15 protein-coding genes are annotated in these 23,989 nt (G+C 63.0%); 10 read left to right on the top strand and 5 right to left on the bottom strand.

Going from position 1 to position 23,989, the window contains the following annotated elements; all coding sequences use genetic code 11:
* Positions 1–2: 2 nt before the first annotated feature.
* From H6955_10415 to H6955_10395, 5 genes are read left to right on the top strand one after another with little or no spacing between them, the layout of a single operon-like run.
* The gene (locus H6955_10415) at positions 3–1,727 is read left to right on the top strand and encodes a glycoside hydrolase (protein ID MCP5313964.1); all 1,725 of its coding nucleotides are present in this window, start codon (positions 3–5) and stop codon (positions 1,725–1,727) included.
* Positions 1,720–3,078 (top strand): 4-alpha-glucanotransferase, encoded by a 1,359-nt coding sequence (gene malQ, locus H6955_10410; GenBank protein ID MCP5313963.1) that lies wholly within the window; start codon positions 1,720–1,722, stop codon positions 3,076–3,078. The genes H6955_10415 and malQ overlap by 8 nt, the downstream gene beginning before the upstream one ends.
* Positions 3,068–5,245, top strand: a complete 2,178-nt coding sequence (gene glgB / locus H6955_10405) for a 1,4-alpha-glucan branching protein GlgB (protein MCP5313962.1) — start codon at positions 3,068–3,070, stop codon at positions 5,243–5,245. Before malQ ends, glgB begins: the two co-directional genes overlap by 11 nt.
* 6 nt (positions 5,246–5,251) lie before the next feature.
* Positions 5,252–6,706: a glycogen synthase GlgA gene (gene glgA, locus H6955_10400; GenBank protein ID MCP5313961.1), complete on the top strand. Its 1,455-nt coding sequence runs from the start codon at positions 5,252–5,254 to the stop codon at positions 6,704–6,706.
* Positions 6,707–6,766: 60 nt separating this feature from the next.
* Positions 6,767–9,208 carry a glycogen/starch/alpha-glucan phosphorylase gene (locus H6955_10395; protein MCP5313960.1) on the top strand — a complete coding sequence of 814 codons (2,442 nt, stop codon included), beginning with the start codon at positions 6,767–6,769 and terminating at the stop codon, positions 9,206–9,208.
* A 24-nt stretch (positions 9,209–9,232) separates the two neighbouring features.
* Here H6955_10395 and H6955_10390 read toward each other — a convergent pair whose 3' ends face one another.
* A complete protein-coding gene (locus tag H6955_10390) occupies positions 9,233–10,336 on the bottom strand; it encodes a ChaN family lipoprotein (protein ID MCP5313959.1) in 1,104 nt (367 codons plus the stop codon).
* On the opposite strand from H6955_10390, the gene H6955_10385 reads away from it, so the two are divergent.
* Positions 10,335–12,458, top strand: a complete 2,124-nt coding sequence (locus H6955_10385; GenBank protein ID MCP5313958.1) for a M1 family peptidase — start codon at positions 10,335–10,337, stop codon at positions 12,456–12,458. The two genes, H6955_10390 and H6955_10385, sit on opposite strands and share 2 nt — an antisense overlap.
* A gap of 28 nt (positions 12,459–12,486) precedes the next feature.
* Here H6955_10385 and H6955_10380 read toward each other — a convergent pair whose 3' ends face one another.
* Genes H6955_10380 through H6955_10370 form a run of 3 tightly spaced genes read right to left on the bottom strand, consistent with a single transcriptional unit; the run spans position 12,487 to position 15,304 of the window.
* Positions 12,487–12,753: a sugar metabolism transcriptional regulator gene (locus H6955_10380; GenBank protein ID MCP5313957.1), complete on the bottom strand. Its 267-nt coding sequence runs from the start codon at positions 12,751–12,753 to the stop codon at positions 12,487–12,489.
* Entirely contained in the window at positions 12,750–15,071 is a 2,322-nt protein-coding gene (feoB, locus tag H6955_10375) for a Fe(2+) transporter permease subunit FeoB (GenBank protein ID MCP5313956.1), read from the bottom strand. Before feoB ends, H6955_10380 begins: the two co-directional genes overlap by 4 nt.
* On the bottom strand, positions 15,071–15,304 hold the full coding sequence (locus H6955_10370; GenBank protein ID MCP5313955.1) for a ferrous iron transport protein A: 234 nt from the start codon (positions 15,302–15,304) through the stop codon (positions 15,071–15,073). Before H6955_10370 ends, feoB begins: the two co-directional genes overlap by 1 nt.
* 287 nt (positions 15,305–15,591) lie before the next feature.
* On the opposite strand from H6955_10370, the gene H6955_10365 reads away from it, so the two are divergent.
* From H6955_10365 to H6955_10355, 3 genes are all read left to right on the top strand, one after another.
* Positions 15,592–19,107, top strand: coding sequence for an EAL domain-containing protein (locus tag H6955_10365; GenBank protein MCP5313954.1), 3,516 nt, complete (start codon positions 15,592–15,594; stop codon positions 19,105–19,107).
* Positions 19,108–19,233: 126 nt separating this feature from the next.
* Positions 19,234–20,850: a cation:proton antiporter gene (locus H6955_10360; protein ID MCP5313953.1), complete on the top strand. Its 1,617-nt coding sequence runs from the start codon at positions 19,234–19,236 to the stop codon at positions 20,848–20,850.
* Between the two features lie 403 nt (positions 20,851–21,253).
* Positions 21,254–22,249, top strand: a complete 996-nt coding sequence (locus tag H6955_10355; GenBank protein ID MCP5313952.1) for a hypothetical protein — start codon at positions 21,254–21,256, stop codon at positions 22,247–22,249.
* Positions 22,250–22,287: 38 nt separating this feature from the next.
* Here the strand turns inward: H6955_10355 and H6955_10350 are convergent, their stop codons facing one another.
* The gene (locus tag H6955_10350; protein MCP5313951.1) at positions 22,288–22,641 is read right to left on the bottom strand and encodes a TusE/DsrC/DsvC family sulfur relay protein; all 354 of its coding nucleotides are present in this window, start codon (positions 22,639–22,641) and stop codon (positions 22,288–22,290) included.
* A 330-nt stretch (positions 22,642–22,971) separates the two neighbouring features.
* Here H6955_10350 and H6955_10345 point away from each other — a divergent pair, with 330 nt between their 5' ends.
* Complete coding sequence (locus H6955_10345) at positions 22,972–23,964, top strand: oxidoreductase (GenBank protein MCP5313950.1); 993 nt, start codon at positions 22,972–22,974, stop codon at positions 23,962–23,964.
* The last annotated feature ends 25 nt before the right edge of the window (positions 23,965–23,989 follow it).

Genomic DNA, 23,989 nt, shown 5'->3' with positions numbered 1-23,989 from the left:
CCATGAAAGAACGGGCAACCCCTCGGCTGAATCTGGTGCTGTGCTGGCACATGCACCAACCCTGGTATCGCGAGAGCCAGGAGGGAGAGTTCTGCCTGCCCTGGGTGTATCTGCATGCACTCAAAGACTATGTCGACATGGCCGCGCACCTGGAAGCACATCCAAAGATGCGCTGTGTCGTCAACTTCACGCCGGTCCTGCTCGAACAACTCGACGACTATGCGGCCCAATTCAAGCGCCATCTCGACACTGGCACACGCTTCAGCGACCCGTTATTGAATCTGCTCGCCGGCATCGATCCGATTCCCGCCGAGGCCGAGCGGCGCGCCGACATCGTTCGCGCGTGCCGGAGGGCGAATGCATCGACCATGATCGATGTCTATCCGGCCTTCCGCAGCCTGTTCGGGATGGTGATGTCGCTGGACGGCAAGACCGTCGATGCGAAACGCCTCGCCTACATGAACGAGCAGTACTTCCTCGACCTGCTCAGCTGGTACCACCTCACCTGGCTCGGTCATTCGCTCAAGCGCCTGCCGCACGTCAAGTCGCTGCTCGAGCATGACGGCGTGTTCGACGAATACACCCGTCACGCGCTGCTCGAGGTGATGTGCGACGCCTTTGACGGCCTGTTGGGGCGCTATGCGGAGCTCGCACAGCGCGGTCAGATCGAGCTTTCGATGACACCCTACGGCCACCCCATCGTGCCCTTGCTGATCGACCTCGGCTCGATGAACTGCGCACTGCCCGAGGCCAAAGGGCCGATCGGCGCCTACTACCCCGATGGCCTCGAAAGGGCGCGTTGGCACATCACCAGCGGGCTCGAAACGTTCGAGAAATTCCTTGGCTGCCGGCCGCGTGGCGTTTGGCTTTCGGAAGGGGGGGTCAGCGTCGATGCACTCAAACTGCTGGACGAGTTCGGTTTCACCTGGAGCGCCTCGGGCGAAGGCGTTTGGAGCAACAGCCGTTTTCTTTCAGGGCTTGAATCACACGGCGAAGAGGCGCGCCGCAGCCTGTTCTGCGCACATGACGTCGACGAATGTGCGACACGCATGTTCTTTCGCGACGACGGCCTCTCGGACATGATCGGTTTCGAATACCAGCAGTGGAATGCCAGCGATGCGGCCGCGGACTTCAATCAGCACCTCGGCAACATCGCCCGTTACCTGGGAGACAACTGCAGCGAACATGTGGTCAGCGTGATTCTCGATGGCGAAAATGCCTGGGAATACTACCCCGACAATGCATTCCATTTTCTCGGTGCGCTCTACGAACAAATGGTGAAAAGTGACTGCGTCCATGCGATCACCTTTTCCGATGCATTGGATACCTGCCCTCCCCAGAAGCTGCCCACCCTCTGCCCCGGCAGTTGGGTTTACGGCTCGTTTTCGACCTGGATTGGCGACGCGGACAAGAACCGCGCCTGGGACCTGTTGATCGAGGCGAAGAAGACTTACGACCGAATCACCGAAGAGAAGCGCCTGCCCCCCGAGAAGGCCGGAAAACTCGCCCGTCAGCTCGCGATCTGTGAAGGTTCGGACTGGTTCTGGTGGTTCGGGGACTACAACCCGGCCGACAGCGTCAGCGATTTCGATCGTCTGTATCGCCAGCAGTTGCGCAATCTCTATGAGATGCTGGGCGAAAAGGCACCACCCAGTCTGGACAGACCGATCTCGAGCGGCGGCGGCAAAGCGGAGAACAGCGGCACCATGCGACGTGGCCATGAGTGACTCCGTATCCACCCGGCGCGCGGGCGTCTTGTTGCACCCCACTTCGCTGCCGTCCGGCAAAATCGATGACGACTGCCTTCGCTGGCTGGATTTCATGGCCGATAGCGGCCTGTCGGTGTGGCAGGTACTCCCGTTGGTCATTCCGGATCCCCACGGTTCGCCCTACCAGAGTTGCTCAGCGTTCGCGATGAACCCTCAGCTACTGCCGCGTCACGACGCCCCGATCAACCAGTCCGAGTTCGAGACGTTCTGCGCGAAGCAGGCGCACTGGCTGGACGACTTCGCGCTGTTCGAGATCCTCAAGCGACGATTTGCGCAGCAGAGCTGGGTAAACTGGGCTCCCGAATACCGCAACCGCGATGCTGCCATCCTGCGCCAGTTGCGGGTCGATACCAGCATCGAGATCGCATCGATCAAACAGGAACAGTATCGGCTCGATCGCGCCTGGCAGCGCGTCTGCGATCACGCACATGCTCGCGACATCAGTCTGTTCGGCGACATCCCACTGTTCATCGCGCACGACAGTGCCGACACATGGGCGCAGCCACAGGATTTCCTGCTCGACGAGTCCGGTAATCCGACCTATGTCACCGGTGTCCCACCGGATTATTTCGCTGAGCTCGGACAACGCTGGGGCAATCCGCACTATCGCTGGGACCGACTCGAGGCCGACGGCTTCGATTGGTGGATCAATAGAATGCGCCGCCAGTTCGAACTGTTCGATCTGGTCCGCATCGACCACTTCCGTGGCCTGGTCGCGGTCTGGATGATCGACGCCGCCTGTGAAACAGCAGTCGACGGATTCTGGCAGGAGACGCCGGGCGACGCGCTCCTGACGACGCTCAGTGAGACCTTCCACGCCCTGCCCATTGTTGCAGAAGACCTTGGTACCATAACCGAGGAGGTCCGCGAGCTAAGGCGCAAATTCAGACTTCCGGGGATGGCTGTATTGCAGTTCGCGTTTGACCATTTTTCCGACAATCCTCACAAGCCGGCGAATATCACTGTCGACAACATCGCCTACACCGGCACCCATGACAACGATACCTGTGTAGGCTGGTTCAACGGCCTCGAACCGCACCAGAAGGCTTTTGTATTCGAGGTTCTCGGGATCGCACCGACCGACGACATCGCCGGCCTGCTGGTACGTACTGCGATGGCCAGCAACGCGGCCGTTGCGGTTGCGCCACTCCAGGACTACCTCGGTCTGGGCAGCGAGGCACGCATGAATACGCCGGGCACGGCAGAAGGCAACTGGCGCTGGCAGTTCGCCTGGACGATGCTGGGCGCGGACGTCGCGCCAAGGATCCGGTCGACAGTTGAGGACAGCGGGAGGTTGTATGCCCACTAAGTTGCCGTATCCGCTCGCCGCATTGCAGCGTGGCGAATCCCACGATCCATTCGCGGTACTCGGACGCCAATCCGAAGCGAACGGAGAAATGCTGCGCGCCTTCATGCCGAGCGCCGAGACCGTCGACGTGGAGGGTTTCGGCACGATGCGGCGCATCCCCGAGACCGACATTTTCGAATTGAGCCTGGACGACGCGCAAGCGGCCACCCTGCCCCAACACTATCGACTGAGCTGGATCGAAAAGGCGGACGGCGAACGCTATTCGCAGATATCGCCGTACAGTTTTCAACCGCTGCTGCCCGATCTCGATCTGCACCTGTTCAACGAGGGACGTCACCACCACATCTACCGACTGCTCGGCGCCCATTTCATCGAGGTTGACGGCATCAGCGGATGTCGCTTCGCTGTCTGGGCACCGGCCGTGAAACGGGCCAGCGTCGTCGGGGACTTCAATGGCTGGAACGGCCTGCGGCATCCGATGCGCAGCCGTGGCGGATCCGGCGTCTGGGAACTGTTCATCCCCGGGCTCCAGCCGGGCGACCTGTATAAGTTCGAATTCATCAGTCGTGCCGGTCGGCGGATACTCAAGGCGGACCCATATGGCCAGGCGATGACCTTGCGCCCCGACACCGCCTCGCGGATCAACAATCCGAGCCAGTTTGAATGGCAGGATGCCGAATGGCTGTCGAACAGGGCTACCTGGCGCTGGATGCAGCAACCGATGAGCGTCTACGAGGTGCATCCGGGTTCGTGGCGACGAACGGCCGACGGCGGCTTCCTCAATTTTCGGGAGTTCGCGGACCAGCTGGTTCCCTATGTGGTCGAACTCGGCTTCACGCACATCGAGCTGCTCCCGGTCATGGAACACCCGTTGGATGAATCCTGGGGTTACCAGGTCTCCGGTTACTATGCCCCGACTGCCCGCTACGGATCGCCCGACGACCTGCGCTATCTGATCGACCGATGCCATATGGCAGGCATCGGCGTGATCATCGATTGGGTGCCCGGGCATTTCCCGAAGGACGACTTCGCACTCGCCCGCTTCACCGGGGATCCGGTGTACGAACACGCCGATCCACGGCGCGGTGAGCACCGCGATTGGGGGACCCTGATATTCGACTATGGCCGGCGCGAGGTGGCCAATTTCCTGCTGGCCAATGCGGTCTACTGGCTCGAAGAGTTTCATGCCGACGGGCTGCGTGTCGATGCCGTCGCATCCATGCTCTACCTGGACTATTCGCGCAACGAAGGCGACTGGATACCCAATCAGTACGGCGGTCGTGAGAACCTCGACGCGATCGAGTTCCTGCGCCACGTGAACGCCGTGCTGCACGCGCGTTTCCCGGGCGCACTGACGATCGCCGAGGAATCCACCGCGTGGCCAATGGTGTCCAGACCCGACTGGATGGGCGGTCTTGGATTCAGCATGAAGTGGAACATGGGTTGGATGAACGACACCCTGTCGTACATCGAGCACGACCCTGTGCACCGGCGCTTTCATCACGACATGCTGACCTTCAGTCAGATGTATGCATACACCGAAAACTTCGTGCTGCCGTTCTCGCACGACGAAGTGGTACACGGCAAGCGCAGCCTGCTCGACAAGATGCCGAACGATCTGTGGCAGAAGTTCGCCAACCTGCGTCTGCTGTTCGCGTGGATGTACGCACATCCGGGCAAGAAGCTGCTGTTCATGGGCGGCGAGATCGCACAGTGGCACGAATGGCGTGCCAACGAACCGCTCGACTGGGTGCTGCTGGACCATGCGAATCATCGCGGTGCGCAGCTGCTGGTGCGCGACCTTAACCATTTGTATCGAGAGCAGCCGGCATTGTACCGGCATGATTTCGAGCAGCAGGGTTTCGAGTGGATCGATTGCCACGACAGTGAACGCTCGGTACTTTCGTTCATCCGCCACGGCGACGGGCAGTCGCTGGTCTGCCTCTTCAACTTCACGCCGGTACCTCGTGACGAATACCGCGTTGGCCTGCCGTGCGAAGGGACTTACCGTGAACTCCTGAATACCGATGCGAACTGTTACGGCGGCAGCAACGTCGGCAACGCCGGGAGAATCGAGGCGACCCGAGAGCCATGGAACGGTCGACCCTGTTCCGCCGTGGTACGGCTACCGCCCCTGGCCGCGGTATTGTTGAAACTCGAACAGTGACCGGCGATGAAACTTCTGTTTGCCGCGAGTGAGCTGTTTCCACTGGTCAAGACCGGTGGACTGGCCGATGTCGCCCACAGCCTGCCCAATGCGCTGTGTGAACTCGGTGTCGACGTCCGGGTCGTGGTGCCCGCGTATCGACCGGTGCTCGAACGCGCGGAAAGCCTGCGGGTATTGGGTTGGCTGACGCTGCCGGGAGGTCGCGAACTGCGCGTGCTCGAGGCGACGCACGGTGAGTGCATACCACCGGTCTGGCTTCTCGACGTGCCGGCCTTCTTCGATCGCGCCGGCGGCCCCTACACCGGGCCGGATGGACATGACTGGGCCGACAACGCGCAGCGTTTCACGTTGTTCAGCGAAGCGGTCGCTGCACTCGCGATGGACGGATTGAGCATCGGCTGGCAGGCCGACGTGGTGCACGCAAACGACTGGCAGTGTGGGCTGATCCCCGCTTTCCTGTCACTGGAAAAGCCGCGCCCGCGCTGCCTGTTCACGATCCATAACCTGGCGTACGACTGCCAGGTCGATTTCGGGACCTTCCAGGCGTTGCACCTGCCACCGCACTGGTGGTCGATCGACCACGGAGAGTTTTACGGCAAACTCTCGATGCTCAAAATGGGGCTGGTGTTCAGTGACCTGATCACCACGGTCAGCCCGCGTTATGCAGAAGAGATTCGCACGCCGGAGTTCGGGTACGGCTATGCGGCGATTCTCGAGGCCTACGCCGGCAAGTTGGTCGGGATATTGAACGGTATCGACGACGATATCTGGGACCCGGGCAGCGACCCGTTGTTGGCCGCGAATTACAGGGTCGGTGGCAAGATCCGCGCCGGCAAGCGGAGCAACAGGGAAGCCCTGCTGCGCGCGCTGGGTGCGCCGGAGTCGGCCATCGAGGACACGACGCCGCTGATCGGTTCTGTCGGCCGCCTGGTCTACCAGAAAGGCGTAGACATGCTGCTCGAGTCCATTCCACCGTTACTCGCGCGCACCGACGCACGCTTCGTGTTGATCGGTGCCGGGGACGCGAAGTTGGAAAGGCAGCTGATCGACCTGGCGCGCCATCACCCCGATCGGGTGCTGCATTACATCGGTTATTCCGAAAAGCTCGCGCATCTGCTGGAAGCCGGCGCCGACGTCTTCGTGATGCCCTCGCGTTACGAACCCTGCGGGCTCAACCAGATGTACAGTCTGCGTTATGGCACGCCGCCGGTGGTGCGCGAAACCGGCGGGCTGGCGGACACCGTGGTGGATGTCACACCGCGCAGCATCGCGCGGGGCGAGGCGAACGGCTTTGTATTTGTCGAACCCAGCAGCACCGCATTGCAACGTGCGCTGGAGCATGCCCTGTCGGTTTTCGAAAATCCGAAACAATGGATGAAACTGATGAAAACCGGGATGCGCGGCGACTATGGATGGCGCAGGAGCGCCGAAACCTATCTGCGTCATTACCGCACTGAGTAGCAAGCGGGAGGTACCCCTGTGGCAGAACAAGACACGACCGAAACCTGCATCCTGCCGAACATGCCGGCTTTGCCGTCTTCGCCGGAAGACCTCAGCCACGACATACGTCGCTATCTCGAATACCACCTCGGTCGGTTCCTCGGCTGCGACCGGTTCTACCTTTACGAATCGCTCGCGTACACGGTGCGCGATCGCATCATGAGCGACTGGCGCAATACATGGTGTCTGTACCGCAAAGAAGGCGTGCGTCGGGCGCACTATCTGTCGCTGGAATTCCTGATCGGACGATCGCTGGGCAATCACCTGCTCAACCTGGAGCTCGAATCGCCTGTCAAAGCCGCACTCAAAGATTTTGCAATCGGCTTCGAGGAGGTCGAAGACACCGAGCCGGATGCCGGTCTCGGCAACGGCGGCCTCGGCCGCCTGGCTGCGTGCTTCCTTGACAGCTGCGCCACATTGAGGCTGCCGGTAACCGGATACGGACTGCGTTACGAATACGGCATGTTTCACCAGCATATCGACAACGGATACCAGATAGAGGACCCGGACCACTGGCTGCGCGATGGCCACCCCTGGGAGGTGGAGCGACCCGAATACACCCAGATCGTCAAGTTCGGCGGTCGTACCGAGCATTTCATCGACCTGCAGCACAAACCGCACGCGCGCTGGATCGATACGGAAGACGTCGTTGCCGTCCCCTACGATGTCCCGGTCTCCGGCTACCGTAACAAGATGGTTAATACCCTGCGACTTTGGTCGGCCTCGGCGACCGATGCGTTCAACCTGAAGGAATTCAACGCCGGCGACTATGCCGATTCGGTCGCCAGCAAGAACCAGGCTGAAAACATCACGATGGTGTTGTATCCAAACGACTCCAACGAGAATGGCAAGGAACTGCGCCTGCGCCAGCAGTACTTCCTCACCTCGGCCAGCCTTCAGGACGTGTTCCGCCAATGGGGCGACCGGCCGCTGTCCGAGTTCGCCGACTGCAATGTGTTCCAGCTCAACGATACGCACCCGAGCATCGCCGTGGTCGAGATGATGCGCATTCTGCTCGACGATCACGACAAGCGGCTGCAATGGAACGAGGCATGGGACATCACCTGTCGATGCATGGCGTATACGAACCATACGCTGCTGCCCGAAGCGCTCGAGCGCTGGCCGGTACGACTGTTCGAACAATTGCTCCCGCGTCCGTTGGAGATCATTTACGAGATCAACGCGCGCTTTCTGGCCGACGTCCGCCAGCGCTGGCCGGGGGACACCCATCGCGTTCAGAGAATGTCGCTGATCGAAGAGGGTCCCGATCCGCAGATCCGCATGGCATGGCTGGCGATTATTGGCAGTTTTTCGGTGAACGGTGTCGCCGCCCTGCACTCCGAACTGTTGACCGCCGGACTGTTCAAGGACTTCTACGAGATGTGGCCGGAAAAGTTCAACAACAAGACCAACGGTGTGACGCCCCGTCGCTGGCTGGCGATGGCGAATCCCGCGTTGGCGGAGTTGCTGACCGAGAAGCTCGGCGACGGTTGGCAGGCCGACCTGGGCCGGCTGTCAGAGCTCCGCACGCATGCCGAGGACGGCGATGCACACTTTCTCAAACGCTGGCAGGAGATCCGGCTGTACAACAAGCAACGCCTCGCACGCCTGGTCAAGCAGCAGACCGGGGTGGAATTCGACCCAAGGTCACTGTTCGACATCCAGGTGAAACGCATCCACGAGTACAAGCGCCAACTGCTCAACGTGCTGCATGTAATCCACCTGTACAACAAGATCCGTCGCGGGGATATCGGTCATTGGGTGAACCGATGCGTGCTGATCGGTGGCAAGGCGGCTCCCGGTTACCACCGTGCGAAAGAGATCATCAAACTCGTCAACAACGTCGCGTCGGTGATCAACAACGACCCCGCGGTCGGCGACCGGCTGAAGCTGGTATTCCTGCCGAACTACGGGGTGACGAAGATGATGTACATCTGCCCGGCGGCCGACCTGTCCGAACAGATCTCCACTGCCGGCAAAGAGGCCTCCGGGACCGGCAACATGAAGTTCATGATGAACGGATCCCTGACCATCGGTACCTACGACGGTGCCAATATCGAGATCATGGATGCGGTCGGCGAAGACAATTTCTTCCTGTTCGGACTGAAAGCGGAGGAAGTGCGCGCGATGCGTGGTCACTACGATCCGCAGCGCTACATCGATGAGGACACGGATCTTCAGCAGGTCTTCCACCTGCTGGAAAGCGACCACTTCAGCGGTATGGAACCCGGTCTGTTCCGAGATCTCGTGGCCGCGATGCGCAACCCGCACGATCCGTGGATGACACTCGCGGACTTTCGCAGCTACGTCGATACGCAGCGTCGCGCGGAGCTCGCCTGGCAGGATCAGGAACAGTGGACACGCATGAGCATCCGCAACTGCGCGTCGAGCGGGGAGTTCTCGACCGACCGTACGATCAGCGAATACAACCGGGACATCTGGAAGTTGGAACCATTGATCTGACGGGGCCGCTGCCGGGTGGCCAGCTCAGTGCCCCGGCAGCATCGCCTCGCCAACGAGTCGCACTTTCAGTGAAACGGTCTTCGTCCTGCCGAAGAAGCCGCGACGCTGCACTTCCAGCTCGATCTCGCTGCCGGGTCTCTGATCGATCATCGCGATCTTGACGTCGGGGAAACGCTCGATGGTCTGGCCGTTGATACTCAGGATACGGTCCCCCTTCTTGAGTCCCGCGGCTTTCGCCGGGCTGCGGTCGCTGAAACCCTCGATGACGACACCTTCGCCGCGATCGTCCAGGAAAACGTGCATCAGGCCGGCCGGCGGAAGCGATTTCTCGGCGGTCAACACCATGTAGTCGGTGGCGTTGAAAATGTCGCTGGACAGACTGTACGTGGAGACGGTCTTGCCTTCGAGACCGGTACGGCGTGTCACCCGACTGGGGATGCCGTGCCGCTCGGCGATATGCCCCCGGCCGGCAAGCACCAGGATCCGGCCCTCCGGATTGGCCTTCAGGTAGTTGCCGACACCTTCGGCCATGCTCTCGTCCCAGGTCAGCTGTACCTGGAGGAACTTGCGAAACATCTGATCGTTCGACTGGTGCTGCCTGAAGATGTCGCGCAGCAGCTGTTCGTACGCCTGGTTGTCGAAGTCGTAACTCGATGGCAACTGTGCCCGGAAATCATCCGACAGTTGATCGAGACCGACCCGTCGGATCTCGCCCGTCAGCTCCTTTGCGGCATTGAGCGCAAGGATCGGGATCCCCTTCTCTTTCGCAAACTCGATGATCGGACGGTACAGCCGGTAATCGAACTTCCAGCGTTCGAAATACTCGGTACGCCGCAGCATCTCCGCTTCGTCAATCGCGCCCGCGAGGTATTCATCGAGCACACCCTGAAACGGCTTCTGGAACCACTCAACCCCGAGCGCCAGCCCTCCCGGTCGTTCGGCCATGCCGCGCAACACGTCGAGCTGCAGCAGGTGATCAGAGAGGGCGTTGTGCGTCTCACCGACATAGACGACCCGCTCGGTCTGCAGGCTTGTCATCAGGTCAGGCAGGGTTGCGGTTTTCGCCGCTTCGACAACAATCGGCTCCATACTGGCCGCAACGCTTTCTGCAAGGACCCCCGAGAACATGGCGATCACCACCATCCCCCCGGCGATCAACCGGCGTCGTGCCGGCGCTGTCTTGCTTGTCGTCTGCCTGAGCATCATCAATTCACCCCTGTTCGCAGCCGGCTCCGGTTTGGTGCACAGGCTGAACGTTACCTTGCTGCCCGAAAGCGGGGAGATCGACGTGCACGATATCGTGACCTCCACGCAACCCCGCAGGCTGTTCGAGTTCATCCTCAACGCCGGCCTGCAGGTGCAAAGCGACGGCGGTACCGCACGAGTCCTCGGCACTTCCGCCGACGGTCTGCGCGCCACCTGGCGCGTTTCACTGCAGACACCCACCGACACGCTTAAGTTGCATTATCGGGGAAAGCCCATGTTCTCCGCTCGCCGCGGCCTGGGCGACATGCCCCAAGGCGTCATCACGCCGCAGGGCGTCTATCTGGACGGCGCATCCGCCTGGTACCCGCTGTTCGAGAATGGTTTCGACGCAGTCCACCTGAATGCGAACCTACCAGACGGCTGGCAGGCCGTCAGCATAGGCCGACGGGAACAGGGTACCGCGAGAGCGAGCTGGACCACCGAGGCCCCTTACGACGACATCTACCTGATCGCCGGCCACTTCACCCGCCACGCGCGTCGTCACGGCGACATCGATCTGTCGGTCTGGTTGCTCAACGACGATCCCGCATTGGCAGAAACCTACCTGAAGGTAATGGGCGGGTACCTCGACCACTTCAGTCAACTGATCGGGCCCTACCCTTACGCCAAATTTGCTGTCGTGGAGAACCCCTGGCAGACGGGGTTCGGGATGCCCTCTTTCACGTTGCTCGGTTCCCAGGTCATGCGCCTGCCTTTCATCCCCTATACATCGCTACCACACGAGATCCTGCACAACTGGTGGGGCAATGGCGTGCGGGTCGACTACGCACTCGGCAACTGGAGTGAGGGGCTCACGGCCTATCTGGCGGACCACTGGATGCAGGAACGCGAAGGCAAGGGCGACCAGTACCGTCTCAAGGCGCTGCAGCGCTACAGCAATTTTGCCCTTCAGGGCCAGGACAGGCCGCTGCGTACCTTCGTCAGCCGGCACAACGACGCCTCGCAATCGATCGGCTACAGCAAGTCACTGATGGTGTTTCACATGCTGCGCGAGAGACTGGGTGACGCGGCCTTCGTAGCCGGCCTGCGCCGTCTGTGGAACGAGCACCGTTACACGCGCATCGGGTTTGCCGACGCGGTGCGGGCAATCGGCGGTTCGGACAGCGCCACGGTTGACGACATGCTGCCGTGGATCGACCGCGGCGGCGCGCCGAGACTGCGCCTGGCCGACGCCAGCCGGGCCGCGGACGGTGGCGCCTGGCGTCTGACACTGCAGATCGATCAGACCCAATCCGAGCCGTTTGCGTTCGACCTCCCGTTGACGATCACCCTGGCCGGTGAGGCTTTCGCACGACGCGAACGGGTACGCATCGACGCGGCCAGCAACCGTTTCACTTGGCAATTCGATGCGCGGCCGTTGCGTGTCGATATCGATCCGCAATTCGACGTGCTGCGGGTCCTCGACGTCACGGAGCAACCCCCAGCACTGAATCGCCTGTTCGGCGGCCGCGAGGTATGGGTGATCCTGCCGAGCGATGCCCCCGCACCGATGCGCGAGGCATGGGAGACGCTGGTCGCGGCGTGGCAGGCGCGTTACCCCGGTCTGCGCGTGGTGCGCGACGACGCGATGGAGAAGCTGTCGACCGACGCCGACCGCTTGCTGCTCGGCTGGGAGAACCGCGCGCTGCAACAGGCACGCCGCACCTTCGATCGCGACGATCAGCGACTCGAGCGCCAGCGTCTGATGATCGCTGAAACCGCGTATGAGGCCGCGCAATCAGGTGTGGTCCTGGTGGCCAGCAGTGAGCGTGGTGTCACCACGGGCTTCATTGGCGCACCCGCCCCGGCGACGATAGGTGCGCTCGCGCGCAAGCTACCGCATTACGGCAGCTACGGCCGCCTGGTGTTCGACGCAGACGGCAGGAACCAGGTACGCGACACCTTGAGCGCGACGCACAGCTCGCTCACCCGACAGCTCGACGACCAGCCGGTGCCCCTGCGGTTGCCGCCGCGCGCACCGCTCGAGGCGTCAGGCAGAGATTGAATCGATCGGCACAGATGGCAATTGCATGTCACGCCAAACGGCCGCAGCCGCCACCGTCCGGTGTCTCTGCCGAGTCGGGGCCGATCGCATACAGATCGCTGGCGACCTGCGTGCACTTCCGGCAGCTGCTTCCACAACCCTGTGGCACCTGCACCGGATGCACCAGGCCACGTCGATGCAGCGTTTCCAGCATCCCACGCACCGCATCCGGCGACGCGTCGATCGCGCGCGAGATCTCGTAGGCACCGGCGACCCGACGCTGAGACAGATAGGTGATCAAACGCTCGAGGATCATGGGCGAGACCAATCCAGACGATCGACACCACGTCCGTTGCGCCTCGCCCACAGCCGCAGGCCGAGCAACACACCGATCATCGACAGAGCGGCCGCCAGGATCGTCAACAGCGACTGCGTCGGATGCTGGGCATAGGTCGCGAATTGGTAGTAGGTCGTCGCCGTTGCGTAGGCGACGGCAGTGGACCAGGCAGCGACGAATGCCGCCCAGGCACCGCCGGTCTCGCGCCGGATCGCACCGATGGTCGCCACACACGGAAAATACAGCAGCACGAACAACAGGTAGGCGAATGCACCCGCCTGGCCATCGAATCGCGCCTGCATCGCTCCGAACACGGCGTCGTCCGCGGCGCGCGTCGACGCCTGCTCGGCGGCGCCGAACCCCAGCGGATCGGTCAGCGTACGCGACACCTGCGCCAGGTTCGCCGGCACCGTCGCGAGTGCCTCGCGGATACGCTGCCACAGGTCGAACGCCGGCTGTGCATCGGCGGGGGTGGTGCCGCCGGTTTGGCTGTACAGCGTGTCCAGCGTCCCGACCACGACCTCCTTGGCCAGCACGCCCGAGAAGATACCCACCACCGCCGGCCAGTTGTCGTCGCGCAGCCCCAACGGCGCGAATGCCGGCGTGACCAGGCGAGCCGTCTCGCTCAGTACCGAATGCTCGGTGTGTTCGTTGCCGAAAGAGCCGTCGGTGCCAAGCGAATTCAACAGATTGAGCACGATCACCATCACCACGATCACCTGGCCCGCCTCTTTGACGAACAGGCGGACACGGTCCCAGGCACGCAGCATCACACCGCGCAAGGTCGGCAGGTGATAAGGCGGCAATTCCATCACAAAGCCGCTGCTGGCCCCTGGCAACAATGACTTCTTCATTGCCAGCCCGGTCAACACGGCGACCAGGATTCCGGTGAGGTACAGCAGGAACACCACGTTCTGCCCGGAGGTCGGAAAGAACGCCGCGGCAAAAAGTGCATATACCGGCAACCGCGCGCCACACGACATGAACGGATTCATCAGGATCGTCAGCTTCCGCTCGCGCTCGTTTTCCAGCGTCCGCGTCGCCATCACCGCCGGGACATTGCAGCCAAAACCGACGATCAGCGGCACGAAGGCCTTGCCGGGCAGCCCGATCGCACGCATCGAGCGGTCCATCACGAACGCGGCGCGCGCCATGTACCCCGAATCTTCCAGCATCGCCAGAAACAGGTACAACGCGGTGATGATCGGGATGAAGGTCGCAACCACCTGCAAGCCTGAGCCGGCGCCGTCCGCCAGCAGCACCCGCAGCCAGTCCGGAGCGCCGACCCCGGTCAACAGTTCGCCGAACCCGTCGACGAAAAGTGCCCCGGCGATACCATCGAACAGATCGATGAAGGCGCCACCGATATCGATCGCAAACAGGAACATCAGGTACATCACGACCAGGAATATCGGCACCCCTGTCCAGCGCCCGAGGATCATGCGGTCGATGTAGTCGCTGAAGGTACGCCGCACCTGGTGCATATGATCGGTTGCCGACCGCGCCAGGATGTGCGCATGGGTATAGCGACTGTCGGCAATGGCCAGGCCGACGTCGTTGCCGATGCGTTCCGCGACCCATTGCCCGACCTCCGCGACAGTCTCGGCATGATCGCCGTCGCCATCGATCTCCTCATCGCCCTCGAGCATCTTCAACGCCACCCAGCGACGGTTCGCCGGCGGCGTGTCGACCAGCAGCGCCTGCAGACGCTGAAGGGCCTGCTCGACCGCATCGTCGTGCGCCAGGGGGAAACCCGGTGCCTGCCGCGCATCGGCCACGGCAAGCATACGCGCCTGCAGTTCACTGAGTCCCTCGAGCGTGGTAGCGACGATCGGCACCACGGGACAACCCAGGCGCCGGGCGAGCGCATCGGCGTCGATACGAATGCCACGTCTGCGCGCGACATCCATCATGTTCATCGCGACGACCAGTGGGACGCCCATCTCGAGCAGCTGGACGGTGAAGTACAGATTGCGTTCGAGATTGGCGGCATCGACCACATTGACCACCAGGTCGGCCTCGCGCGTGAGCAGATAGTCACGCGTGACCTTCTCGTCCAGTGATGCGGCGTCGAACGAGTAGATGCCAGGCAGGTCGACCACGGTGATCTCGCGGCCGTCGATACGACACCGACCGGCCTTGCGCTCGACAGTCACCCCCGGCCAGTTGCCGGTGGTCTGCCGTATCCCGGTCAGCGCATTGAACAACGCCGATTTTCCGCAGTTCGGATTGCCGGCGATCGCGATGGTCAGCGGTGCGGGGGCATCGGGTGCGCTGCGCGAAGCGCCGGGGCCCATCAGTCGATCACCTCGGCAAACAGGTGCCGAACCACGCCACCGCCCAGCGCGATCCGGTTGCTGCCCCGCGCGAGAACCACGCCGTCAGCGCGGCGTTGCACCAGCTCGATCTCACCGCCTATCGCCAGGCCGAGCGCCAACAGTCTCCGCTGCAACTGCCGACCACCGTCGATCCGGACCAGGCGCATGCGCTGGCCGATGGTCAGATCGCCGACACTCACGGTTTGGGTCATGGCTCATACCTTAATGAGAACCATTGCAGATTAGACCAGACTACACGTCTCTTGATTATTAGTAAATACTAATTCAAAGCAGTCGCCGCGTGGATACCCCAAAGGGCCGCCGACCTCGAAATGACCGACCGGCCGCTCATCGTCGGCCCCACGCCGCCCCCCTGGCGCAAGCCCCGCCGCACGGCATGCCGGATCAAGATCGGGCATTGCCGGCCGCTAATCCTGCTCGATACACCGGCTGACCGCAGCCACGGTCGCTGGCCACCCCAAACAAGAATAGGAATCCTGTGCAGAAACCCTGGCGCTTCCCGTTGGCCCCGTTGAAAGCGGTCATTCCGATCCTGGCGCTGATCGGTGCCGCCCTGCTGATGAGCGGCCTGAGTGAGCGCCGATTGCAGGATGAGGCACGGCGCAACCTGGTGTCACTGCTCGACGTGATCGCGAGCGGCATCGAGACCGAATCGAGGCGCGCGATCGTCGACGCCGATTTCGCCGCTGCGCAACCCGCGCTGGTCGTGGCGCTGCAGGCCCTGCTGAACGAACCGCGTCGCCCCGAGGCCCTGCTGGCGGCGGACAGCCAGACGGCCATACGCCACATCCTCACGCCACTACTGGCCCATGAACTGTATCCGGGCTTCCTGATCATCGCGCCCGACGACATCGTGGTGGCTGCCGACCGCAACGAGCTGGTCGGTGAACCCAGCCCCTTGGTGCGCCAGCGCCGCGTACTGGAAAGCGCCCGTGCGGGCGACTCCCGGGTGTCGCTGCCGCAACCGGCACAGGTCCCGCTGAACCACAGCAGTGGCCGCGGGCAGGCACGTCCGCCCACCGCGTTCGCGGTGGCGCCAGTGCGGGATCCAGCCGGTGCCGTGATCGCCGTCATCGCGCTGCGTCTCGACCTCGAAAACTCGCTGTTCCGGACCCTGAACGCCGGCACCGCCGGGGATTCCGGGGAGAGCTATGTATTCGATCGCAACGGTCTCCTGCTCAGCGAGAGCCGGTTCACGACCGGTCTCTGGGAAAGCGGCCGGCTTCCCCGGGGGGAGGAGAGCTTCGCCAACCTGACACTGAACGATCCCACCACCGGCAACCTGACGCGAATGGCCGCCGCCGCGATAGCGGGCGAACAGGGAATCGACATCGACGGTTACCCCGATTACCGCGGCACCAGGGTGATCGGTGCATGGCGCTGGTTGCCCGACAACGATCTGGGTGTCGCCGTCGAGATCGATGCCGCCGAGGTATTCGGCGGAACGCGTCTGCTGCAGGGCACGCTGTTCGCGATCACGATGTTGGCCGGGTCGCTGATCCTTTTTGTCAGTGGCTTGACCAGTTCGCAGAATCGACGCCTGGAGCACATGGTCGCGGAACGCACCGCGGAAATGGACCGGGGGCACGCCAAGCTGCGCGCGCTTTTTTCGCATGCACCCGACGGCCTGATCAGTGCCGACTCATCGGGCGTCATCACGGCGTTCAGTGTCCGCGCCGCAGCGATGTTCGGCTACTCGGAGTCCCAGGCGATCGGCAAACCGATACAGGCGTTATTCACCGCAGATCTCCCGCAACTTCACGGCAGCGATCGCACCGTGCGGCTCGAGATCGAGGGCCGGCGAAAGGACGGTGCGACCGTTCCGCTCGACCTTTCACTCAACTGGATCAACAGTGACGGTCACGCCATGTACCTCGCGATCGTGCGCGACCTGAGCGAGACCAAACGCCTGCAGGGCATCATGCACGAGGAGATCCGTCGCCGCGAAGAGGCGGATGAGCGTCAACGCCTGTTACTCGAATCGGCCGGTGAAGGGATCTTCTGGCTCGACACCGATCGGCGTATCAGCTTCATCAATCCGGCCGGTGAGGCACTGCTCGGTTACCAACCGGGCGAACTGCTCGGCCGCCGGCTCACGGACCCCGAAGGTGACCACCTGCCGATCTGCGCCGCGGATTGCCCGCTCGCCACCAACGACATCGAGACAAGGCACAGCGGCGAGGCCACTGCGCAACGCGGCGACGGCCTGTTGCTCGAGATGGAGTTCACGCGTACCCCCCTGCAGACCGAGGGAGAGAGCCGCGGCTCGGTCGTGATCTTCAGCGACATTTCGGTGCGCAAACGCGCCGAACAGTCGATGCTCCTGGCCGAAAACGTGTTTCAGCATATCAACGAGGGCGTCGTGGTCGCGGACGAACGGGGTCGCATCCTGCGTGCAAACCGTGCCCAGTGTGCGATGGTCGGTTACAGCGAGAACGAATTGATCGGCCATCGTCGCCCACCCTATCACTCGGGAGAACACCCGCCCGCTTTCTACGAGCAGCTCTGGAACGGACTGCTCAAGAAAGGCGTCTGGGAAGGCGAGATCTGGAACCGGCGCAAGGACGGCGAGCTGTTTCCGACCTGGCAGACCATCATTGCGATCCGCAACGGCGGCCAGCTCCCGGAACAGTTCGTGTCCGTGACCCGCGACATTACCGAACAACGCAGAAGCGAGCAGCGCATCCACCGACTCGCGTATTTCGACAACCTGACCGGCCTGCCCAATCGCGAGCTGTTTTTCGATCGTTTCTCACATGCGATCGAACGCGCCAAGCGGCAAAACAACGGTATCGCCTTGTTGTTTCTCGACCTCGACCGGTTCAAGAACGTCAACGACAGCCTGGGCCACCCGGTCGGCGATGCGCTGCTCGCCGCCGTCGCCGAACGTCTGCGCAAACTGGTTCGCGGCGAGGACACCATCGCCCGCCTCGGTGGAGACGAATTCACGTTGCTGCTCGAGTCGACGTCCGAAGACGCGCAGATCGCCAATGTTGCACAGAAGGTCATCGATGCGATTTGCAGTCCGTTCGAGGTGGGCAAACACACGCTGCACATCGGCACGAGCGTCGGCATCAGCGTATTTCCCAGGGACGGCGAGGATGCGACCACCCTCGTGAAGCACGCGGACGCGGCCATGTACCAGGCCAAGTCCGCAGGCCGCAACGGCTACAAGTTCTATGCTGTGTCGATGACCGCCTCGACCAACGAGCAACTGGTCATGGAGTCGCATCTGCACAGCGCGGTAAAGAACCGCGAGTTCGTGCTGCATTACCAGCCACAGCTCACTGCGGACGGAAGCGTGATCGGGGTCGAGGCACTGATCCGCTGGCAATGTCCCGGCAAGGGCCTGCTGCCGCCGGAACGCTTTCTGCGGGTCGCGGAACAGAGCGGGCTTATCGGCGTGATCGGCGAATGGGCGCTGCGCACGGCATGCGAACAGATGCGCGAATGGCGCGCCAACGGCGCCCCGACGATGCGGCTCGCGGTGAACCTGAGCAGCTCGCAGATCACCCACGGAAACATCCTTCACCTGGTGTCTTCGGTGTTGCGTGACACCGGGCTGCCGGCCGAACTGCTCGAACTGGAAGTCGCGGAGACGCTGGTGACGGACAACGCCGAAGACGCGGTAGCCGCCCTCGCGAGCCTTCGCAAACTCGGCGTGCGCATCGCCATCGACGATTTCGGCAGCGGTCGTTCATCGCTGGTGTCGTTGAAACGCATGCCGGCCGACACGCTGAAGATCGATCGCGCATTCGTGCGCGACATACCCAACGACATGCACGACGTGGCGATCGCCCGGGCGATCCTGGCGATGGCCAAGCATCTGCAACTGGACACCGTCGCGGAGGGTGTCGAAACGACTGCCCAGGAGGCCTTCCTGAAGGCTGCCGGATGCGACATATTCCAGGGATACCTGTTTTCGGAACCCTTGCCGGCCGCAGAGATCGAGGGAATCTGGCAACAAGAGACGCGCAGCTCGCTCACCAGCTGAACCGATCACAGCGCGGAGGCCGAGAACAAAACGCGGGGCGTTCGTGCGAACATCTCGCACAACGAACCCCGGGTCGACAGCGCCATGCAATCCCTCGCACCGATAAACCTTGCCGCATTCGACGTGATGAATGTCCTGCCGCTGGCTGTGGCATTCCTGTTCGGACTCGCGGCGCGACTGAGCAACCTGCCGCCACTGATGGGTTTTCTCGCCGCCGGCTTCGCGCTTGGGGCACTCGGCATGCGCAACACACCGATGTTGCAGGAGATAGCCGACCTCGGCGTTACGCTGCTGTTGTTCACGATCGGCCTGAAACTGCATATCAAAGACCTGATCGCCCCTGTCGTATGGGCGACAGCGAGCATACATATGCTGGCGACGATCACCATCGTCACGGTGCTGGTCAGCGTGTTGGCATTTGCCGGTGTGCCACTGTTTACCGGGATGTCCTTCTCCGCGGCGCTGCTGATCGGGTTTGCGCTGAGCTTTTCCAGTACCGTGTTCGCGGTAAAGGTGTTCGAGGCGCGCGGCGAGATGGGCTCGATCCACGCGCGCATCGCGATCGGGTTGCTGATCGTGCAGGACATCTTCGCCGTGGTTTTCATTGCGGCTTCGGCGGGCAAGCTTCCGAGTATCTGGGCGCTGCTGCTGTTCGGGCTGATCCCGCTGCGCCCCGTACTGCTCGGTATCCTGGAGCGCGTCGGCCACGGCGAGCTGCTCATCCTGCTCGGCTGGCTGACCCCGCTCGCAGGGGCCGGCCTGTTCGAACTGGTCGGCGTCAAGGCGGACCTCGGCGCGCTGGCCCTCGGCGTGTTGCTGTCCGGTCACCCGAAGACCAACGAGCTGGCCAAATCCCTGTTGAGCTTCAAGGATCTGTTCCTGATCGGCTTTTTCCTCTCGATCGGGCTTTCCGGCGAGATCAGCTGGGGCACCCTGGCGGCCGCATCGCTGCTGGTGATACTGATCGTTCCGGCCAAGACAGTGCTGTATTTCCTGTTGATGACGCGCCAACGCATGCGGGCGCGCAGCGCAACGCTGGCGGGACTTGGCCTGACGAACTTCAGCGAGTTCGGATTGATCGTCGGTGCAGTGGGCGTGAGTCATGCGTGGATCGATCAGGCATGGCTTTCGGTGATCGCCCTGGCGCTGGCAATCAGCTTCCTGATCGCCTCGCCGCTCAACGCGGTTTCGCGCCAGCTGTACGCGCGCTGGCGACACCCGCTGCACCGGTTTCAGACCCGCGCACGGCTTCCCGGCGACGAAATGATCCGTGCCGGCAAGGCACAGGTCGTGGTGTTCGGCATGGGCCGGGTCGGCACCGGAGCGTACGACTACCTGCGTGCACGCTGGGGCGATGTGGTGCTCGGCATCGATATCAACGAGGACTATGTGCATCGCCACCGAAGTGCCGGCCGCAACGTCACCCACGGTGATGCGACCGACGCGGATTTCTGGGCGCGCGCCGAGCGCACCGGGCATGTGAAGCTGGCACTGCTGGCGTTTTCCGACCACCGCTCGAACATGGCGGTCGTGAAACTGCTGCAGGAACAGCGTTTCGAACTTCAGCTGGCCTCGGTCGCGCACTACCCGGATCACGAGGAGGCGCTGCGCAAGGCCGGCGTGCACGCCGTGTTCAATTTCTACGCCAGCGCCGGAGAAAGCTTCGCGGAACACGTCGCCGAGACGTTCCAGGGACTGATCGAGACCGAGGAGCCGGCGGATGCCCGACCGACGGCGAACTAAAGTACGGCCGTCACCGCACGCTATGCCCTTATAGTCCGGCGGTCAGGCCGAGATCCACCCAACCTGCGAGAACCGTGATGCATGCCGTAGCGAACGCCCGAATCACCACCCTTGGAGCGCTGCCGAGGTGAACCGATTCTGGCGGCCGCTCGTGTTCGTCCTTGTGATTTCAGGCACCGCTCTGCTCGCGGTCGCCCTGCTGGCGCTCGGCTGGTACCCGTTTGCGGCGATTCTGACGAGCAATGCATTGCTCACTGGCGGCATCTGGTGGGCATATCGCGCCCAGATCGTGAAACCCGCGCGCGATGCGGTCCGTACCCTCGGCGCAATACCGAACAACGACACCATCGATCTCCGCACACGACTCGCGGCCGAAGGTGTCGGCCCGGTGCGCGACCTCTGCATGGCGATCAACCAGTTCAGAGCGGCCAGTGATGCGGCAGTGACGGCGATCGCCGCGTCGGCCAGCCGTTTGGTCCCCATATCGAGTGAGCTCGCCGACAGCTACGGGTTCCAGGCGCAACGCGCCGGTATGCAGAAACTGTACAGCCAGACCGTGGCCAGTGCCGTCGGAAAGATGCGCGACGCCTCGGAGTCGGTGTACCACCAGATCGACACCACCAATCAGGCCGTCGCCCAGACGCAGTCGCGGGTCGTTGCCTGCCAACAGGCATTCCGCGAAACGGCGACCAGCATGCAGCACCTGAACAGCCAGATGAGCGAGGCCGAGACCAGCGTCGAGCGGCTGGCGGCAAACAGCGGCGACATCGGAAAGATCATCGACGTGATCAACGAGATCGCCAATCAGACCAACCTGCTCGCCCTGAATGCGGCGATCGAGGCCGCGCGTGCCGGCGAACAGGGCCGCGGCTTCGCGGTGGTCGCCGACGAGGTGCGCAGCCTTGCCGAGCGTACCCGGCGTTCCACCCTCGAGGTACAGGAGGTCATCAAGACCATCCAGACCGATACCGACGCGGTGGTGCACACCATGTCCAGCGGGCGGGAGTTTGCCGATCGCACCCAGCAGCTGGCGACGGCATCCGAGCAGCACCTGACCGACATCGAGGCGAAGGTGGGCGAGATCTCGGCGATCGCCGCATCGATCCAACAGGCGATGGAACAGCAGAAATCCACCGCGCAGGAGTCACAATCCGCGGTCGAGGCACTGATCGACCTCGAGGCGATCGCACCCGACGCGGGCGAGAAGACGACCGTGAGCTCGAACGATCTGGCGAAGCTTGGCCAGTTCCTGCGGGTCAAGATCGAGCGCTTCCAGGTCTCGGAGAACGGTTGGGACGAAAGCATGCGCGACGGCCGCCAGCGGGAGACGCGCGAGGTGCCCTCCGCACCCGGAACGCCGCCGGCTACCGCACAGAACGCCGACGTCACCTTGTTCTGAGCACCGCTACCGCGCCGGCGCGGTTGTGGCGTCCGGGCTCACTGGACGGAGCCAAACGAACGATCGATCGCCCCGGTCGGTACCGGCAGGCCGGCAAACTGGCAGCCCTGTGCCACCGGCCCACCCGGGAACAGTCGATAAAGAAACCCGATGCCACCGCGCGAGTGAAACCGCAGGTCGAGCGCATCCCGCAGTTCGCGGGCACTGAAACGGGGCTGATCGTGCGTCGAAACGTACGCCTGCAGGGCACGCACGACTTCGAAATGCTCTTCGCGCAACACCAGGCCCTGCTGCGCGGCCAGCCTCGCCACGTCGCTGGGCTGCCAGCCTTCGGGCGCGAACGGGAAACTCGGCAACGGGTCGGCCGGTCTGATCCCGATTGTACTGGCCATGCACTTGTCCTCCTGATGGCGGCGACCGACGACGCGGCAACGGGGTCTGCCGATAAAGACGCACCCAACGCCCGGTTATTCACGCCGGCTACCGATCGGCATCGCCGACACAGCGAATCTGCGCACCGGGTCGCGAAAACCCGGGACGCGGGATCGCCCGGAACCGGCCTCCGGACAAGGCCACCGGCCGCGCAGCATCCGAAAGATTCCCGGTATGCGCGGTTCCCATAGTCCATAAAACCTGATATCCAGTGTCCGGGCAGTCGCAATCGATAGCCGTGCTGCGGTCGATGCCATCACCCTGTCGCCAACGACCGGTCGGGAGTCACCATGTCAGAACAATTCAAGGCCCTTGTTTTGAACGAGGAAGACGGCAAGACGATCAGCCAGATCCGACGGCTCTCGACCGACGACCTGCCGCAAGGCGATGTGTTGCTGGCGGTCGAATATTCCAGCCTGAACTACAAGGACGGGTTGGCGATCACCGGCAAAGGCAAGATCGTCCGCGCATGGCCGATGGTCCCCGGCATCGACCTGGCCGGACGCGTCCTGGAATCCGCCAGCGCCGACTACGCGCCCGGCGATCCGGTGGTGCTGACCGGCTGGGGTGTCGGCGAAAAATACTGGGGCGGCTACAGCCAGCGTCAGCGCGTCCAGTCGCAATGGCTGGTACCGTTGCCGCAAGGACTCGATACGCGGTCTGCGATGGTCATCGGCACGGCCGGCTTCACCGCGATGCTGTGTGTGATGGCGCTGGAGGAGTCCGGGGTCGCGCCCGGCGATGGCAGCGTGCTGGTAACCGGGGCATCGGGCGGCGTGGGCAGCGTCGCGGTCGCGCTGCTGTCAAAGCTCGGTTATCGCGTCGCCGCGGTCAGCGGCAAACCGGAGGCGGCCGACTATCTGCGCAACCTCGGCGCACAGGAGATCCTGTCGCGCGAAGAGATGAGTGTCCCGCCACGACCGCTGGAAGGCCAAAGATGGGACGGCGCCATCGATACCGTGGGCGGCGTCATGCTGGCGCGGGTACTGGCGGAGACGCGTTACAACGGCTGCGTGGCGGCCTGCGGCCTGGCCGGGGGCGCCGACCTGCCGACCACGGTGATGCCGTTCATACTGCGCAACGTGACCTTGCGGGGTGTCGATTCAGTGCAATGTCCGGGCCCGCGTCGGCGCACAGCCTGGGAGCGCCTGGCGCGAGACCTCCCGCATGGGGCCCTGGATGCGATGACCCGGGTCGCGGGTCTCGATGCATTGCCGGGGCTTGCGGAACAGATCACCGAAGGCGCGATCCGCGGGCGCGTGCTGATCGACCTCAATGCCTGACCCGTTCCAATCCACGATGAGAAGC

Source organism: Chromatiaceae bacterium (assembly GCA_024235395.1).
Lineage (GTDB): Bacteria > Pseudomonadota > Gammaproteobacteria > Chromatiales > Chromatiaceae > Thiosocius.
This window is presented reverse-complemented; position numbering and strand designations above follow the sequence as displayed.